At 61.3% G+C, this 15,264-nt stretch carries 11 protein-coding genes and 3 rRNA genes; 6 read left to right on the top strand and 8 right to left on the bottom strand.

Going from position 1 to position 15,264, the window contains the following annotated elements; all coding sequences use genetic code 11:
• Positions 1-16: 16 nt before the first annotated feature.
• A complete protein-coding gene (locus HLG70_RS00070; RefSeq protein ID WP_171667697.1) occupies positions 17-1,432 on the bottom strand; it encodes an amidase family protein in 1,416 nt (471 codons plus the stop codon).
• 94 nt (positions 1,433-1,526) lie between these two features.
• Positions 1,527-2,396, bottom strand: coding sequence for a LysR family transcriptional regulator (locus HLG70_RS00065; RefSeq protein WP_171667696.1), 870 nt, complete (start codon positions 2,394-2,396; stop codon positions 1,527-1,529).
• A gap of 112 nt (positions 2,397-2,508) precedes the next feature.
• Between HLG70_RS00065 and HLG70_RS00060 the strand changes: the two genes are divergently transcribed.
• Positions 2,509-3,909 (top strand): MFS transporter, encoded by a 1,401-nt coding sequence (locus tag HLG70_RS00060; protein WP_171667695.1) that lies wholly within the window; start codon positions 2,509-2,511, stop codon positions 3,907-3,909.
• Positions 3,910-3,928: 19 nt separating this feature from the next.
• On the opposite strand, the gene HLG70_RS00055 is transcribed toward HLG70_RS00060, so the two are convergent.
• Positions 3,929-4,555, bottom strand: coding sequence for a hypothetical protein (locus tag HLG70_RS00055; protein WP_171667694.1), 627 nt, complete (start codon positions 4,553-4,555; stop codon positions 3,929-3,931).
• 113 nt (positions 4,556-4,668) lie between these two features.
• On the opposite strand from HLG70_RS00055, the gene HLG70_RS00050 reads away from it, so the two are divergent.
• The 3 genes from HLG70_RS00050 to HLG70_RS00040 all read left to right on the top strand — a co-directional run bounded on the left by HLG70_RS00050 (position 4,669) and on the right by HLG70_RS00040 (position 6,414).
• A complete protein-coding gene (locus HLG70_RS00050; RefSeq protein WP_171667693.1) occupies positions 4,669-5,619 on the top strand; it encodes a 3-hydroxyacyl-CoA dehydrogenase NAD-binding domain-containing protein in 951 nt (316 codons plus the stop codon).
• A gap of 100 nt (positions 5,620-5,719) precedes the next feature.
• Complete coding sequence (locus HLG70_RS00045; protein ID WP_171667692.1) at positions 5,720-5,992, top strand: GNAT family N-acetyltransferase; 273 nt, start codon at positions 5,720-5,722, stop codon at positions 5,990-5,992.
• A gap of 17 nt (positions 5,993-6,009) precedes the next feature.
• Positions 6,010-6,414, top strand: coding sequence for a YchJ family protein (locus HLG70_RS00040; protein WP_171667691.1), 405 nt, complete (start codon positions 6,010-6,012; stop codon positions 6,412-6,414).
• A 9-nt stretch (positions 6,415-6,423) separates the two neighbouring features.
• Here HLG70_RS00040 and HLG70_RS00035 read toward each other — a convergent pair whose 3' ends face one another.
• Positions 6,424-7,293, bottom strand: a complete 870-nt coding sequence (locus HLG70_RS00035) for a LysR substrate-binding domain-containing protein (protein ID WP_171667690.1) — start codon at positions 7,291-7,293, stop codon at positions 6,424-6,426.
• 106 nt (positions 7,294-7,399) lie between these two features.
• Between HLG70_RS00035 and HLG70_RS00030 the strand changes: the two genes are divergently transcribed.
• Entirely contained in the window at positions 7,400-8,119 is a 720-nt protein-coding gene (locus HLG70_RS00030) for a haloacid dehalogenase type II (RefSeq protein ID WP_171667689.1), read from the top strand.
• A 37-nt stretch (positions 8,120-8,156) separates the two neighbouring features.
• A complete protein-coding gene (locus HLG70_RS00025) occupies positions 8,157-8,897 on the top strand; it encodes an aldolase (protein WP_171667688.1) in 741 nt (246 codons plus the stop codon).
• A gap of 163 nt (positions 8,898-9,060) precedes the next feature.
• On the opposite strand, the gene rrf is transcribed toward HLG70_RS00025, so the two are convergent.
• The 4 genes from rrf to HLG70_RS00005 all read right to left on the bottom strand — a co-directional run bounded on the left by rrf (position 9,061) and on the right by HLG70_RS00005 (position 15,247).
• Positions 9,061-9,173: ribosomal RNA gene (gene rrf, locus HLG70_RS00020) — 5S ribosomal RNA — on the bottom strand.
• 200 nt (positions 9,174-9,373) lie between these two features.
• Positions 9,374-12,258: ribosomal RNA gene (locus HLG70_RS00015) — 23S ribosomal RNA — on the bottom strand.
• A 344-nt stretch (positions 12,259-12,602) separates the two neighbouring features.
• A 16S ribosomal RNA gene (locus tag HLG70_RS00010) occupies positions 12,603-14,133 on the bottom strand.
• Together the 16S, 23S and 5S rRNA genes form the textbook arrangement of a ribosomal RNA operon.
• A gap of 898 nt (positions 14,134-15,031) precedes the next feature.
• Entirely contained in the window at positions 15,032-15,247 is a 216-nt protein-coding gene (locus HLG70_RS00005) for an isoleucyl-tRNA synthetase (protein WP_213697149.1), read from the bottom strand.
• Between the last annotated feature and the right edge of the window lie 17 nt (positions 15,248-15,264).

Genomic DNA, 15,264 nt, shown 5'->3' with positions numbered 1-15,264 from the left:
CGCGCCTGCCGGCGCGTTAGCGCGGCGCGGGCTCGGCAATGCGGATGGGTTCGCCTGCCGCCTCGATGACCTCTCCCACGGCCAGGCACAGGTCTTCGCGGTAGCGCCCCGCCACCACCTGCACGCCGACCGGGCTGGGTCCCGCACTGCTCATCGCGCTGCCCATGGCGACGGACAGGCCGGGAAGGCCCATGAACGGCACGCCGATCTGGGTCATCTGCGCGCGCCAGACACGTGCATAGGCGGCGTCTCCCTGCAGGTCCAGCTTGTCGGGAAACGGCAGTTCGGCGGACACGGGCAGCAACAGCACCGGATATTCGGCGAAGAACAATTCCCACATGCGCGTCAGCGTCGCGCGCCGGGTCAGCACCGCCGAAAAGCTGCTCAGGTCCGCGCTCGCGGCCTTGTCGCGCTGCCCAGCCAGCGCGACCAACGCACCGCGGTCGCCCTCTTTCTCGGCGGCTGCCAGCATGGCGTCATAACCATCCGCCATCCACATGCGGATCTGAAGATCGGCTGCCTCCTGCATGGGCGGAATCGCATCCAGCGTGTCCACCGTCCAGCCCGCTTCGCTCAGCCGCCGCGCCGCTTCCTGCAGGGCCTTCACGACGGCGGGTTCGGTTTCCATGCCGTCGGGGTTCACGCACAGCGCGGCCCGCCGGGGCACGTCCGGGCCGACCAGGGGAGCCGGCGCCCACCAGGGATCGCGGGGGTCCGGGGCCGCCAGCACCGCCAGTCCGAGCCGCAGGTCGGCCATGCTGCGGCCCAAGGGACCCGACACGGCCGTGAGCTGCCCGCCGATGGAACGCTCGGGCAAGGCGGCGTTATACGCGGGAACCCGGCCCAGCGACGGGCGCAGGCCATGTACGCCGCAAGCGTAGGCCGGATAGCGGATCGACCCGGCGATGTCCGTGCCATGCGCAAGATGCCCGATGCCCGCGGCCACCGCGGATGCCGCGCCGCCCGACGAGCCGCCCGGCGTCAGCGCCGGATTGCGCGGATTGAGGGTGTCGCCGTGCAATGCGTTGCCGGTGAACCAGCGCAGCGAAAACGCCGGGGTGTTGGTCCGGCCGAGGATGACCGCCCCCGCCCGCCGCAGATTGTCCACCACGGGGCTGTTCACCGCGGCGATCAGGTCTTTCTGCAGGCTCACGCCGTTGGTGGTGGCGAAACCCGCCTGGTCCACGTTGACCTTGACGGTGACGGGCACGCCCGCCAGCAGGCCCGGGGCTTCGCCGCGCGCCAGCGCGGCATCCACCTCTGCGGCCTGCTCCAGCACCGCCTCGGGGCGGTGGTCCACCACCGCGTTGATGGCGGGATTGACGGCGTCGAGCCGGTCCAGCGCGCTTTGCGCGGCCTCGACTGCGGATACTTCACGCTTGCGGACCAGTGCGGCAAGCTCAACTGCGGACAAACGCCAAAGATCGGACACGCGCAACTCCTGAGGTCGTGGTTTTCCTGCGGGCACGCAAACCTTAGCGCCTGTCGCCCCGGCCCACAAGCCGCCGATCACCTCAGTTGTGCCGTTACTTGTCCTCTTCGAAGACCTCTACGATCGCGTCGGCCACCGCCCGCACCCGCGCGGTGCGGTTCAGATCGCCATGCATCACCAGCCACAGGTCGTAGGCTTCGCTGCGGCCGGGCCAGATGCGCACCAGGTCGGGATAGTCCGGCGCCATGTGCGTGGGCAGTTCGCCTATGCCCAGTCCGGCCGCCACCGCCTCGATGATCATCAGGCCGGAATTCAGTTCCACCCCGATGCGGCCATTGCCGGTGGGTTCGCCGCAAAAGGTGTCGGACCAGCCGGGCAGCACGGATTGCTGATACGTCACCAGCGTGTGCCCCGCGAACGCCGTGCCCGGCCGAGGTTCGCCGTGTGCGGCCAGATACGCGCGCGACGCGTACAGCCCCACTTCCTTGCGCGCCAGATGACGCTGGATCAGGTCGGGATTGTCGGGCTTGATGTTCCGGATCGCCAGGTCCGCCTCGCGGCGCGTCAGATTGCTGATCTGGATCGAGGTGGAGAGCACCACCCGGATGTCCGGGTGCAGCGCATGGACCCGCCGGATGGCTTCCATGATGAAGTAGCTGGCCACTGTTTCGGAGGTCGCGACGCGGACCACGCCAGACAGGCGGTGATCCAGTCCCTGCATCTGGCGCTGGAGCTGGTCGGCGGCCTGCTCCATGCGCTCCGCGGCGGCAAACGCCAACTCGCCCGCCGCGGTGGGCACGTAGCCGCCGGGCGTGCGCAGGAACAGCCGCGCGTCGAGCGAAGACTCCAGCGCCGCCAGCCGCCGCCCCGCGGTGGCCTGGTCGATCTGCAGCAGCGCGGCGGCGCCGCGCAGCGTGCCTATCCGGTGAATCGCCAGGAAGACCCTGGCATTGTCCCAATCCATATCGTCCCAACCGATGCAATTTTGCATGACTATAAAGCAATTATTTGGCTTTTTTGCATCTGAAAAACCTCCTAAGCTTCAGCCCTCACAAGCCGATTTGAAAGTCCCCGCCATGCGTTCCGCCTGCCACCAAGCCCCTGCCCCCTCGCTGGATGCCCAGCCCGCCATCGCCGGCTGGCTGCCGCTGGTCACCCTGGCCATCGGATTCGTGATGGCCATGCTGGATGTCACTGTCGTCAACGTGGCGCTGCCCAGCATCGCCATCCAGTTCACCGTGCCGCTGACGGACCTGGTCTGGATCGTGGACGGCTACACGCTCACCTTCGCCGCCCTGCTGCTGGTGGCCGGCGCGCTGGCCGACCGCTACGGGGCCAAGACCATCTACCTGGCCGGCCTGGGCGTGTTCACGGTAGCGTCCCTGCTGTGCGGCCTGGCGCCGGATTCCGGCACCCTGATTGCCGCCCGCATGCTGCAGGGCGTGGGCGCCGCGCTGTTCATGCCCAGTTCCCTGAGCCTGCTTACCCACGCCTACGACGACGAACAGGTGCGCAACCGCATGCTGGCCGCCTGGTCGGCGATCGTGGCGGTCGCGGGCGCGTCCGGGCCCCTGCTGGGCGGCGTCCTGATCCACCAGTTCGGCTGGCGTGGCATCTTTCTCATCAATATCCCGCTGGGGCTGGCCGGCCTGTGGCTGGCGCGCCGCCGCATACAGGCGGCGCCGCGCCGTCCGCGCGCGCTCAATCCGCTCAGTCACGTGCTGGGGGTCGTGGCGCTCTCCTCGCTATGCTTCGTGCTGATCCAGGGCAATGCCTACGGCTGGACGTCCGCCCGCATCGCCGGCACCGCGGTCCTGTGCCTGGCGGCGGTGGTCCTGCTGGTGCGGCGCGAGCGGCGCCATGCCGAGCCGATCATCCCGCGCGCGCTCTTTGCGACCACCCAGTTTGCCGCCGCCAACGGCGTGGGCTTTCTGATCAATCTTGCATCCTACGGGCAGCTGTTTCTGCTCAGCCTCTTCCTGCAGCATGCGCGCGGCGCCGATGCGCTGCAGACCGGCATCCAGCTGGTGCCGATGCTGGCGGTCTTTTCCATCGGCAACCTCATCTCCGGCCGCGTATCGGCTCGCTGGAATGTGTCGGCTTCGCTGCTGGGCGGCGTCTCGCTCGCGGCCGCGATGAGCGCGGCGGGCATCTTCGCTTTCTCGCCCGACATCGCGTACTGGCCATTCGCCATCGTCGTCGCGCTGGCCAACCTGGGCGTCGGGATCGCCGTGCCGGCAATGACCAGCGTCGTCATGCAGGTGTCCGGCAAGAGCCACGCCAACAGCGCGGCCGCCGCCCTGAACGCCAACCGCCAATCCGGCGCGCTGGTCGGTGTCGCGGTGATGGGCACCATCCTGCACCTGATGCCGGATTGGCACGCCAGCCTGCCCGCCGCCTACAGCGTGATTGCGATCAACTATCTGATTGCGGTCGCGCTGACATGGCGCCATCTGCGCCGCGCACGCAACGCCTGAACCTGGCGGGGCACAGCGCCTAGCCCGCAGCCAGGATGGCCACGCCACGCCCGGCGAAGAACTGGTCGAATACCGCCAGCGGCAATTCGACATTCGCCTGGGTCCCCGGCTCGCCCGACGGGTTGTGGAAGGTCACCGCCTCCGGCGTCGCACGCGTCACCAGCACCAGGTGGCCGCCCTTCCTGGGCGGCTCCCTCTCGGGCCACCGTATCCAGGGATGCACCGAAGCCATGAAGTACTCGGCCTGCGCCATCAAGGCCGGCAGCCCCGAGGCCGGCAGGTCTACGCGCACCTGGGCCTGCAGGCCGAAGACTTCGGCGACGTAGCGTACGAACGGCGCATAGATCAGGCCCTTGATGTCGCCCTCCGGCTCCTCGACATAGGCGCCATAGGGCAGACTGCGGCGGGCCAGTTCCAGCGTGGGATACACCTGGCCGCCGCCCGCGGCCAACACCATCTTCAGGCAGGCCATGCCGCAGACGTGGCTGGCCCAGCGCACATACTCGTCAATATCCCGCGCGCCCGATGCGCGCCAGGCGGGATCGTCGGCCAGATCCAGCTCCTTGCGGATGATCGCGCCGGCCAGATGCGCGGACTCCCACTGGCAGAAGTACGGCACGGCGGCAGGGGCAGGCATCGCATTCATCCACGGCTCCAAACGTCTGGGACAGATCCGCCATCTTGCCGTGGCCGCGCTGGCGTGGCAACGGTCCGGCGTTTGCTTCACAATGAGACCGCACCCATGAACAGGAGACCCGCATGCCCAGCACCGCCACGCCCAACTCCCCCGCCATCCGCCGCGTCGCCATCGTCGGCGCGGGCACCATCGGCGCCAGTTGGGCCGCGCTGTTCCTTGCCCACGGCCTGGAAGTCGTGGTCAGCGATCCCGGCGCCCACGCGGAAGGCCAGACGCGCGCCCGCGTGCAGGCGGCATGGCCGGTCCTGACCGAACTGGGCCGCGTGCAGCCGGGCGCCTCGCCCGACGCGCTGCGCTTTGAGCCCGACCTGGAAGCCGCCCTGGCCGGCGTGGATTTCGTCCAGGAAAACGCACCCGAGCGCGAGGACTTCAAGACGGACCTCTTCGAGCGCATGGATGCCATCCTGCCGCCGCACGTCATCGTCGCATCCAGCTCGTCCGGCCTGATCATGAGCCGACTGCAATCGCGCTGCCAGCATGCCTCGCGCTTCGTCATCGGCCACCCGTTCAACCCGCCCCACCTGATCCCGCTGGTGGAAGTGGTGGGCGGCGACCAGACATCCGCCGACACCATGGACCGCAGCATCGCGTTCTATCGCAGCATGGGCAAATACCCCATCCGCCTGAACAAGGAAGTGCCGGGCCATATCGCCAACCGCCTGCAAGCGGCGCTCTGGCGCGAAGCCATCCACCTGGCCGCCGAAAACGTTGCCAGCGTGGCGGACATCGACGCCGCGGTATCGCAAGGCCCCGGCCTGCGCTGGGCCCTGTTCGGCCCGCACATGACGTTCAACCTGGGCGGCGGCGAAGGCGGCATGGCGCACTTCATGCACCATCTGCTGGGGCCGGTGCAAACGTGGTGGGACGATCTGGGCGCGCCCGATGTCACGCCCGAATTGCAGCAGCGCCTGATCGAAGGCGTCAACGCCGAGGCCGGCCATCGCAGCATCGCCGATCTGGTGGAGACGCGCGACGCTCAGCTCACCGCCTTGCTCAAGACCTTGCAACGCTGAAGTCCATCCAGCCTCCAGGCCATGCCCGCCGTTGCCGCTGGTATCCTGCAAACCATGCAACGGGGATGCAACCCCGTCCTCAATTCAGGAATTTTTCCGAATGATTTCCGTGACGCAAGACCCCGAACGCTCCCGTTTCACCGCCACCGTAGACGGCGTGCTGTGCGTACTGGACTACCAATTGCAGGACAACACCCTGACCATCACCCACACCGGTGTTCCCAGCGTGGTCGGCGGGCGCGGCATCGCGGCCGAACTGACCCGCCAGGCACTGCTTGCGGCGCGTGCCAACGGCTGGAAGGTCCGCCCCTTGTGCTCCTACGCCGAGGTCTATATGCGCCGCCACCCCGAATACAACGACCTGCGGGCCTGAACGCCCTGCCACTCATCGTGACAAAGAAATCCAGTAGTTCGAAGGCGCCCTGCCCCTGTGGCGGCGCCCTCGCCTATCCCGACTGCTGCGGCCGCTGGCATGACGGCCCGCTGGCCATGCAGGCGCCCACCGCCGAAGCCCTCATGCGATCCCGCTACAGCGCCTTCGTGCTGGAGAAGCTGCCATACCTGCTGGCGACCTGGCATCCCAGCACGCGGCCCGCGTCACTCGAGCCCAATCCTGCCGACCTGAAATGGCTGGGACTCGAGGTCAAGGCAGCGGCCGCTCAGGACGCCGATCACGCCACCGTCGAATTCGTGGCCAGAAGCCGGCAGGCAGGCCGCGCCAGCCGGATGCACGAGATCAGCCGTTTTGTCCGCGAAGGCGGGCAGTGGTTCTACGTGGATGGCGATCTGAGCTGATCGTCGGCGTTACGCCGCGAGGGCCTGGGCGTCCTCGCCTATGGCCTGTTTCAGCGCCGCCAGAAGGTCCTGCTCAACCGGCCCCAAGGCGCGCGGGTTGCCGATGATCGCCAGCTCCGTCGGCGGCACCGCCGCAAACCCATCCTCCACGCCCAATTCCGCATGCGTCTGCAGCCGCGCGAATGCCGGCAGCAGGCTCACGCCCAGCCCCGCGGCGACCGCCGCCTGCACGCCCGCCAGGCTATGGCTGTGATACGCGATATGCCACGCCCGGCCGGCGCTTTCCAGGGCGTAGATCATCCGTTTGCGATAGATGCATCCCTGCGGGAACAAGACCAGCGGCACCACGGCCGCATTCCGGATCCGATCGAGGGCGCCCACCCAGACCAGGCGTTCCGGCCAGGCCGCCAGGCACGGCCCTTCGCCCGGCTCGCGCTTGACCAGCGCCAGGTCCAGGTCCCCGGAGGCCAGTCCGGCCCGCAGGTCGGCGCTCATGCCGCTAATGGTCTCCAGGCGCACGTCCGCATGGCTTGCCGCAAAGCCGGCCAGCAACACGGTCAGCCGGGACACGTCAAAATCCTCCGGCACACCCAGCCGCAGCACACGCGCCGCCCGCGGGTTCGACAGCACATGCTCGGCCTCTCCAGCAATGGCCAGCAGCCGCCGCGCATAGACCAGCATCAGTTCGCCGTCCTCGGTCGCCGACACGTTGCCGCCGGCCCGATCCCGCAATAGCAGCGTCTTGCCCACGCTTTGCTCGAGCTTGCGCACTTGCTGGCTGACCGTCGACTGCGTGCGATGCACGCGGTTCGCGGCGCGCGTGAAGCTGCCTTCGTCCACGACGCAGACCAGGGTCTTGAGTAGTTCCAGATCCAGCATGAGGCCTCGATAGTTAATAATCAACTGAGTTGAGTTTATTTATTAATTTTACAACTATGCCGCCAGGCCTCTACGCTGGGGGTTCATTCAACGACCAGGAACCGACATGCCACTGGATCATCTGCCCCGTCCTCAATGGCTCACCTTCGACTGCTACGGCACACTCATCCAATGGGACGAAGGCCTGCAAGCCGCCATGGCCCGTATCCTGGACGCCAATCCGGATCCCGACAGACGGCAAACGCCCACCCCTGCGCAATTTCTCCCGGTCTATGACGAACATGAGCACCGGCTGGAACGCACGCCGCCACATCGCCGCTTCGCCGACGTGACGCGCGAATCGTTGCGCCTGGCCATGGGAGAATTCGGCCTCGCGTACCGTCCCGAGGACGCCGACATGCTGATCGCCAGCATTTCCGCGATGCCTCCCTTTCCTGAAGTCGTCGGCACCCTGGCCGCGCTCAAGCAGGCTGGCTTTCGGCTGTGCATCATCTCCAACACCGACGACGACATCATCGCCGGCAACGTCGCGCAACTGGGCGGTCATATCGATCGCGTCGTCACGGCCGAACAAGCCGGCGCCTACAAGCCTTCGCGCAAGATATTCGCCCATGCGCACGACAGCCTGGGCGTCACGCCCGACGAGGTCGTCCATATTTGCGCCAGCCCCCACCTGGACCATGCAGCCGCCCGCGACATAGGCTTTCGCTGCGTATGGATAGACCGGGGCACCGGCCGCAAGCCCTTGCCTGACTATCGTCCGGACGCTACCGTAGCAACACTGGATCGTGTCCCCGACTTGTTCCGCAAGGCCGGCTGGCTCTGACTCCTCTGTTCCCACCCCTACATCCTGGAAGGCTGCAATGAACCAAGAACCCCGCTTCGCCAACGCGCTCTTTCACGCCGAACCCGTCGCCGCATTGCGGGCCGACCTCGCGCTGGCGCTGCGGGCAGCGGCTGCGCATGGCCTGGGCGAAGGCGTCTGCAACCACTTCAGCGTGGCGCTGCCGGGCGATCCGGATCATTTCCTGCTCAATCCGCGCGGCCTGATGTGGCATGAAGTGCAGGCGGACGACATCGTGCTGATCGATGCGCACGGCAACAAGCTCGCTGGCCGGCACGAGGTCGAGCCCACGGCGATGTTTATCCATGCCGCTATCCATCGCATCGCCGGCAAGGCCTGCGTCCTGCACACGCACATGCCGTATGCCACGGCGCTTACGCTCACTTCGGACCGTGGACTGGACACCACCCTGTCGCAAAACGCGATGCGCTTTCACGGACGCCTGGCCATCGACGAGCACTACAACGGCCTGGCGCTGGACGTCAGTGAAGGCGAGCGCATCGCCCACGCCATGCAGGGCGCGGATATCGTGTTCCTGGGCAATCACGGCGTCGTGGTCTGTGGCGAACGCCTGGACTATGCCTACGACGATCTCTTCTTTCTCGAGCGCGCCTGTACCGCGCAGGTGCTGGCGCAATCCACCGGACGGCCGCTGGTTCCCGTCAGTCCCGAACTCGCGGCCAAGGTCGCCTCCCAGGTCCAAAGCGAACGCCTGCAATCCGAACTCTTTTTCCAGGCGCTGCGTCGTCAGCTGCCATAAGCAGCTGCCATGGCGCCCGATATAAAGCGCCTAATCAAATAAAAACCCCTCGCGGCGTAAGCCGCGAGGGGTTTTCTGTATGGCGCTTCAAGCTGCCGCGCCCGATCGGCGCCGCAAAGACAAAACCCCACAGGGGATACCTGTGGGGTTTTGCGGAATAAAAGCCTGACGATGACCTACTTTCACAGACGTCCGTCCACTATCATCGGCGCAAAGGCGTTTCACTGTCCTGTTCGGGATGGGAAGGAGTGGTACCACCTTGCTATGGTCGTCAGGCGTAACTGGTTGAGCGGCTGCGGTTAGGCAACAGCTCCAATCTTGGAAGAAACACAACGTGTGGGTGATCAGAGGCTAGCTCGATGATCACGCACAGTGGGATGTAATTGGTGTTGGCTGGCCGCCGACGGTGCGGCCAGATTTTGTATTGAACGACACTTGGAACGCTATATCACCAGGTCAATAACCATCAGTGTTATAGGATCAAGCCTCACGGGCAATTAGTATCGGTTAGCTTAACGCATTACTGCGCTTCCACACCCGACCTATCAACGTCCTGGTCTCGAACGACCCTTCAGGGGGATCAAGTCCCCGGGATACCTTATCTTCAGACGAGTTTCCCGCTTAGATGCCTTCAGCGGTTATCTCTTCCGTACTTAGCTACCCGGCAATGCCATTGGCATGACAACCGGTACACCAGAGGTACGTCCACTCCGGTCCTCTCGTACTAGGAGCAGGCTCCGTCAAGTATCCAACGCCCACGGCAGATAGGGACCAAACTGTCTCACGACGTTTTAAACCCAGCTCACGTACCTCTTTAAATGGCGAACAGCCATACCCTTGGGACCGGCTACAGCCCCAGGATGAGATGAGCCGACATCGAGGTGCCAAACACCGCCGTCGATATGAACTCTTGGGCGGTATCAGCCTGTTATCCCCAGAGTACCTTTTATCCGTTGAGCGATGGCCCTTCCATTCAGAACCACCGGATCACTATGTCCTGCTTTCGCACCTGTTCGACTTGTCAGTCTCACAGTCAAGCACGCTTATGCCATTGCACTATCAGCACGATTTCCGACCGTACCTAGCGTACCTTCGAACTCCTCCGTTACACTTTGGGAGGAGACCGCCCCAGTCAAACTGCCCACCATGCACTGTCCCCGATCCGGATAACGGACCAAGGTTAGAACCGCAAACAAACCAGGGTGGTATTTCAAGGATGGCTCCACGTGATCTAGCGACCACGCTTCAAAGCCTCCCACCTATCCTACACAGGCCGGTTCACAGTCCAATGCAAAGCTACAGTAAAGGTTCATGGGGTCTTTCCGTCTAGCCGCGGGTAGATTGCATCATCACAAACACTTCAACTTCGCTGAGTCTCAGGAGGAGACAGTGTGGCCATCGTTACGCCATTCGTGCAGGTCGGAACTTACCCGACAAGGAATTTCGCTACCTTAGGACCGTTATAGTTACGGCCGCCGTTTACCGGGGCTTCGATCAAGAGCTTGCACCCCATCACTTAACCTTCCGGCACCGGGCAGGCGTCACACCCTATACGTCGACTTTCGTCTTTGCAGAGTGCTGTGTTTTTAATAAACAGTCGCAGCCACCGATTCTCTGCGACCCCATCATGCTAAGCGCGCAGGCGCTTCACACTACCGGGGTATACCTTCTCCCGAAGTTACGGTATCAATTTGCCGAGTTCCTTCTCCTGAGTTCTCTCAAGCGCCTTGGAATATTCATCCCGTCCACCTGTGTCGGTTTGCGGTACGGTCTCGTACAGCTGAAGCTTAGAGGCTTTTCTTGGAACCACTTCCAATCACTTCGCAAGCAATGCTCGCTCGTGTCACACCCTTGATTTACGCGCCCGGATTTGCCTAAGCGCCATCTTCGATGCAGCAACAGGGACATCCAACACCCTGATGATCTTCCGCGATCCGTCCCCCCATCGCACTGTACGACGGTACTGGAATATTAACCAGTTTCCCATCAGCTACGCATCTCTGCCTCGCCTTAGGGGCCGACTCACCCTGCGCCGATGAACGTTGCGCAGGAAACCTTGGACTTACGGCGAGGGGGCTTTTCACCCCCTTTATCGCTACTCATGTCAGCATTCGCACTTCTGATACCTCCAGCAGCCTTTACAAGCCACCTTCGCAGGCTTACAGAACGCTCTCCTACCGCGTGCACTAAAAGTACACACCCGCAGCTTCGGTTTATCGCTTAGCCCCGTTACATCTTCCGCGCAGGACGACTCGATCAGTGAGCTATTACGCTTTCTTTAAAGGATGGCTGCTTCTAAGCCAACCTCCTGACTGTCTATGCCTTCCCACTTCGTTTCCCACTTAGCGATAATTCGGGACCTTAGCTGGCGGTCTGGGTTGTTTCCCTCTTGAGTCCGGACGTTAGCACCCGGTGCTCTGTCTCCCAAGCTGTACTTGCAGGTATTCGGAGTTTGCCATAGTTTGGTAAGTCGCCATGACCCCCTAGCTATAACAGTGCTCTACCCCCTGCAGTAATACTTGAGGCACTACCTAAATAGTTTTCGGAGAGAACCAGCTATTTCCAGATTTGTTTAGCCTTTCACCCCTATCCACAGCTCATCCCCTAATTTTTCAACATTAGTGGGTTCGGTCCTCCAGCACGTGTTACCGTGCCTTCAACCTGGCCATGGATAGATCATCTGGTTTCGGGTCTACACCCAGCGACTAATTCGCCCTATTCGGACTCGCTTTCGCTACGGCTTCCCTATTCGGTTAACCTTGCCACTGAATGTAAGTCGCTGACCCATTATACAAAAGGTACGCAGTCACCCCACAAGGAGGCTCCTACTGTTTGTATGCATACGGTTTCAGGATCTATTTCACTCCCCTTCCGGGGTTCTTTTCGCCTTTCCCTCACGGTACTGGTTCACTATCGGTCGATCACGAGTATTTAGCCTTGGAGGATGGTCCCCCCATCTTCAAACAGGATTTCACGTGTCCCGCCCTACTTGTCTTACGCTTAGTTCCACACACAAAATTTCATCTACAGGGCTATCACCTGCTACGGCGGGGCTTTCCATCCCCTTCGATTATCTTGCATGCTAAAACGTAAAGGCTCTTCCGATTTCGCTCGCCACTACTTTCGGAATCTCGGTTGATTTCTTTTCCTCGAGCTACTGAGATGTTTCAGTTCACCCGGTTCGCTTCCACTAGCCTATGTATTCAGCTAGGGATACTGCATTGCTGCAGTGGGTTTCCCCATTCGGATATCTACGGATCAAAGCTTGTTTGCCAGCTCCCCGTAGCTTTTCGCAGGCTACTACGTCCTTCATCGCCTGTGATCGCCAAGGCATCCACCATATGCACTTAGTCGCTTGATCCTATAACGCTGTAGGCTATAGGACCTGAGTATTAGCGTTTGTGCCGTTCATAAGTTTCAAAGCAGCCCAGGGTTATTCACCCCAGTCTTGAGAACTTGGAACAAAAATAATGCAATCACAACCCGTACTCATCTTCATCAGCAAGCTGATTACTTGATAAGTACATTTCGTTGTGCTTCTTCCAGATTGTTAAAGAACGAATATAGCTGTTGAGTAAAACCCAACTCATAGCACTGCAAGCAGTGCTATGAGTTAGTTTCTACGCCGCACCAGGTTGATCCTGATCCCAGCTACAAAAAACAACCGATAAGAGTGGACGCTTAATACGAGCACTTTAAGCTCTGAAAGGAGGTGATCCAGCCGCACCTTCCGATACGGCTACCTTGTTACGACTTCACCCCAGTCATGAATCCTACCGTGGTAATCGCCCCCCTTACGGTTAGGCTAACTACTTCTGGTAAAACCCACTCCCATGGTGTGACGGGCGGTGTGTACAAGACCCGGGAACGTATTCACCGCGACATGCTGATCCGCGATTACTAGCGATTCCGACTTCACGCAGTCGAGTTGCAGACTGCGATCCGGACTACGATCGGGTTTCTGGGATTGGCTCCCCCTCGCGGGTTGGCGACCCTCTGTCCCGACCATTGTATGACGTGTGAAGCCCTACCCATAAGGGCCATGAGGACTTGACGTCATCCCCACCTTCCTCCGGTTTGTCACCGGCAGTCTCATTAGAGTGCCCTTTCGTAGCAACTAATGACAAGGGTTGCGCTCGTTGCGGGACTTAACCCAACATCTCACGACACGAGCTGACGACAGCCATGCAGCACCTGTGTTCCGGTTCTCTTGCGAGCACTACCAAATCTCTTCGGCATTCCAGACATGTCAAGGGTAGGTAAGGTTTTTCGCGTTGCATCGAATTAATCCACATCATCCACCGCTTGTGCGGGTCCCCGTCAATTCCTTTGAGTTTTAATCTTGCGACCGTACTCCCCAGGCGGTCAACTTCACGCGTTAGCTGCGCTACCAAGGCCCGAAGGCCCCAACAGCTAGTTGACATCGTTTAGGGCGTGGACTACCAGGGTATCTAATCCTGTTTGCTCCCCACGCTTTCGTGCATGAGCGTCAGTGTTATCCCAGGAGGCTGCCTTCGCCATCGGTGTTCCTCCGCATATCTACGCATTTCACTGCTACACGCGGAATTCCACCTCCCTCTGACACACTCTAGCTCGGTAGTTAAAAATGCAGTTCCAAAGTTAAGCTCTGGGATTTCACATCTTTCTTTCCGAACCGCCTGCGCACGCTTTACGCCCAGTAATTCCGATTAACGCTTGCACCCTACGTATTACCGCGGCTGCTGGCACGTAGTTAGCCGGTGCTTATTCTGCAGGTACCGTCAGTTTCACGGGGTATTAACCCATGACGTTTCTTTCCTGCCAAAAGTGCTTTACAACCCGAAGGCCTTCATCGCACACGCGGGATGGCTGGATCAGGGTTTCCCCCATTGTCCAAAATTCCCCACTGCTGCCTCCCGTAGGAGTCTGGGCCGTGTCTCAGTCCCAGTGTGGCTGGTCGTCCTCTCAAACCAGCTACGGATCGTCGCCTTGGTGAGCCGTTACCCCACCAACTAGCTAATCCGATATCGGCCGCTCTAATAGTGCAAGGTCTTGCGATCCCCTGCTTTCCCCCGTAGGGCGTATGCGGTATTAGCCACGCTTTCGCGTAGTTATCCCCCGCTACTAGGCACGTTCCGATACATTACTCACCCGTTCGCCACTCGCCACCAGACCGAAGTCCGCGCTGCCGTTCGACTTGCATGTGTAAGGCATCCCGCTAGCGTTCAATCTGAGCCAGGATCAAACTCTTCAGTTTAATCTCTGTATTTGTTTCGTATTCTTGGTCTGAATAAATTCAAACCAGGTCATACGTCGCTACTCAAAGGAAGTGAGGTATGTTCTTAAACTTGACGTCTAAGGTACTTCACTTCTAGTGAGCACTTGATTTCATTGTGCTTGTGACCGAAGTCACTCGCACCCGCATCAAGCGCCCACACTTATCGGTTGTTTAATTGTTAAAGAGCGGTACTGCTAAATTCTGTACTGCTTCTGCCCCTCAACTTCGGCTAACTTCGTTTTTGCGAAGTCGCTGTCGTTGCAGCAGAGAAACGAGATTATGAAGAAGTTTTTATCGCTTGTCAAGTCAGCGTCGTTTGTTTCAAACTCACTTCGCTTTCTCGCCTACGACCTCTTCAGGTCTCGCCGAAGGCTTGAGCCCCGGGCTTTCGCCCTGAACCGCCACCTTCTTAGCAGCTATCGAAATGTCAGGGTAAACCCTAAGTTTTCGGCAGCTGCCAAGACCAAGACTATAGCACAATTTTTGCAGACTGTGCAACTGGCTTCTGCCTGATTTGCACCAATCTTTGCAATAACCGCTGGGCTCTCATTCCTGATCGCTTTCTGCGGCAGGCCTTGCCGGGTGACCCCGCCAGACCTGTTGCACCTGCTTGGCTTCGCGGCTCAAAAAACTGTTTGAACTGCGAAGGAGCGAGACTATAGCACAGAATTTCGGCCTGTCATGCGCCCGTAGCAAATGACCTCCTTTATTTCCATGCTTGCGAGCGATCCGCGAGGGGCTCCTATATATAGGAGCCCCTCCTGTCTGGACTTCCCCCTTATATATATAGACGCTGGCATCAGCGACACGGCCCCGTCTCCTCCCTATATAGATAGCGGAGACGGGGCCGCGGCGGGGACCAAAGACCCGGAAGGGCCTACCAGCGCATATAGTCCGCGTTGCGCAGGCGGGTCAGGTCGCGCTGCAGGGTCGTTTCATTGATCAGCCAATCGGGCGCGCCTACGTCCTCCAGCATGTGCGGGTCCATGTCCGTTGCCAGGTTGCGCAGCCGGGCTTCGTTGCGACGCGCGCAGTACGCGAGCCAGATGCGGGCGAGGAAGCCTTGATCAGGGACTGACGCCGGCACCAGCACGGCGGGCTCTGCTTGAA

It is taken from the genome of Achromobacter deleyi, from assembly GCF_013116765.2.
Classification (GTDB): domain Bacteria; phylum Pseudomonadota; class Gammaproteobacteria; order Burkholderiales; family Burkholderiaceae_B; genus Achromobacter; species Achromobacter deleyi_A.
The sequence above is the reverse complement of the archived record's forward strand: the minus strand, read 5'-3'. Positions and strand labels throughout refer to the sequence as shown.

What these genes read in the sequence shown, in the direction of transcription:
- HLG70_RS00065 (WP_171667696.1), bottom strand. Translation starts at nt 2,396, where the DNA reads ATGGATTGGGACAATGCCAGGGTCTTCCTGGCGATTCACCGGATAGGC.
- HLG70_RS00060 (WP_171667695.1), top strand. Translation starts at nt 2,509, where the DNA reads ATGCGTTCCGCCTGCCACCAAGCCCCTGCCCCCTCGCTGGATGCCCAG.
- HLG70_RS00055 (WP_171667694.1), bottom strand. Translation starts at nt 4,555, where the DNA reads ATGAATGCGATGCCTGCCCCTGCCGCCGTGCCGTACTTCTGCCAGTGG.
- HLG70_RS00050 (WP_171667693.1), top strand. Translation starts at nt 4,669, where the DNA reads ATGCCCAGCACCGCCACGCCCAACTCCCCCGCCATCCGCCGCGTCGCC.
- HLG70_RS00045 (WP_171667692.1), top strand. Translation starts at nt 5,720, where the DNA reads ATGATTTCCGTGACGCAAGACCCCGAACGCTCCCGTTTCACCGCCACC.
- HLG70_RS00035 (WP_171667690.1), bottom strand. Translation starts at nt 7,293, where the DNA reads ATGCTGGATCTGGAACTACTCAAGACCCTGGTCTGCGTCGTGGACGAA.
- HLG70_RS00030 (WP_171667689.1), top strand. Translation starts at nt 7,400, where the DNA reads ATGCCACTGGATCATCTGCCCCGTCCTCAATGGCTCACCTTCGACTGC.
- HLG70_RS00025 (WP_171667688.1), top strand. Translation starts at nt 8,157, where the DNA reads ATGAACCAAGAACCCCGCTTCGCCAACGCGCTCTTTCACGCCGAACCC.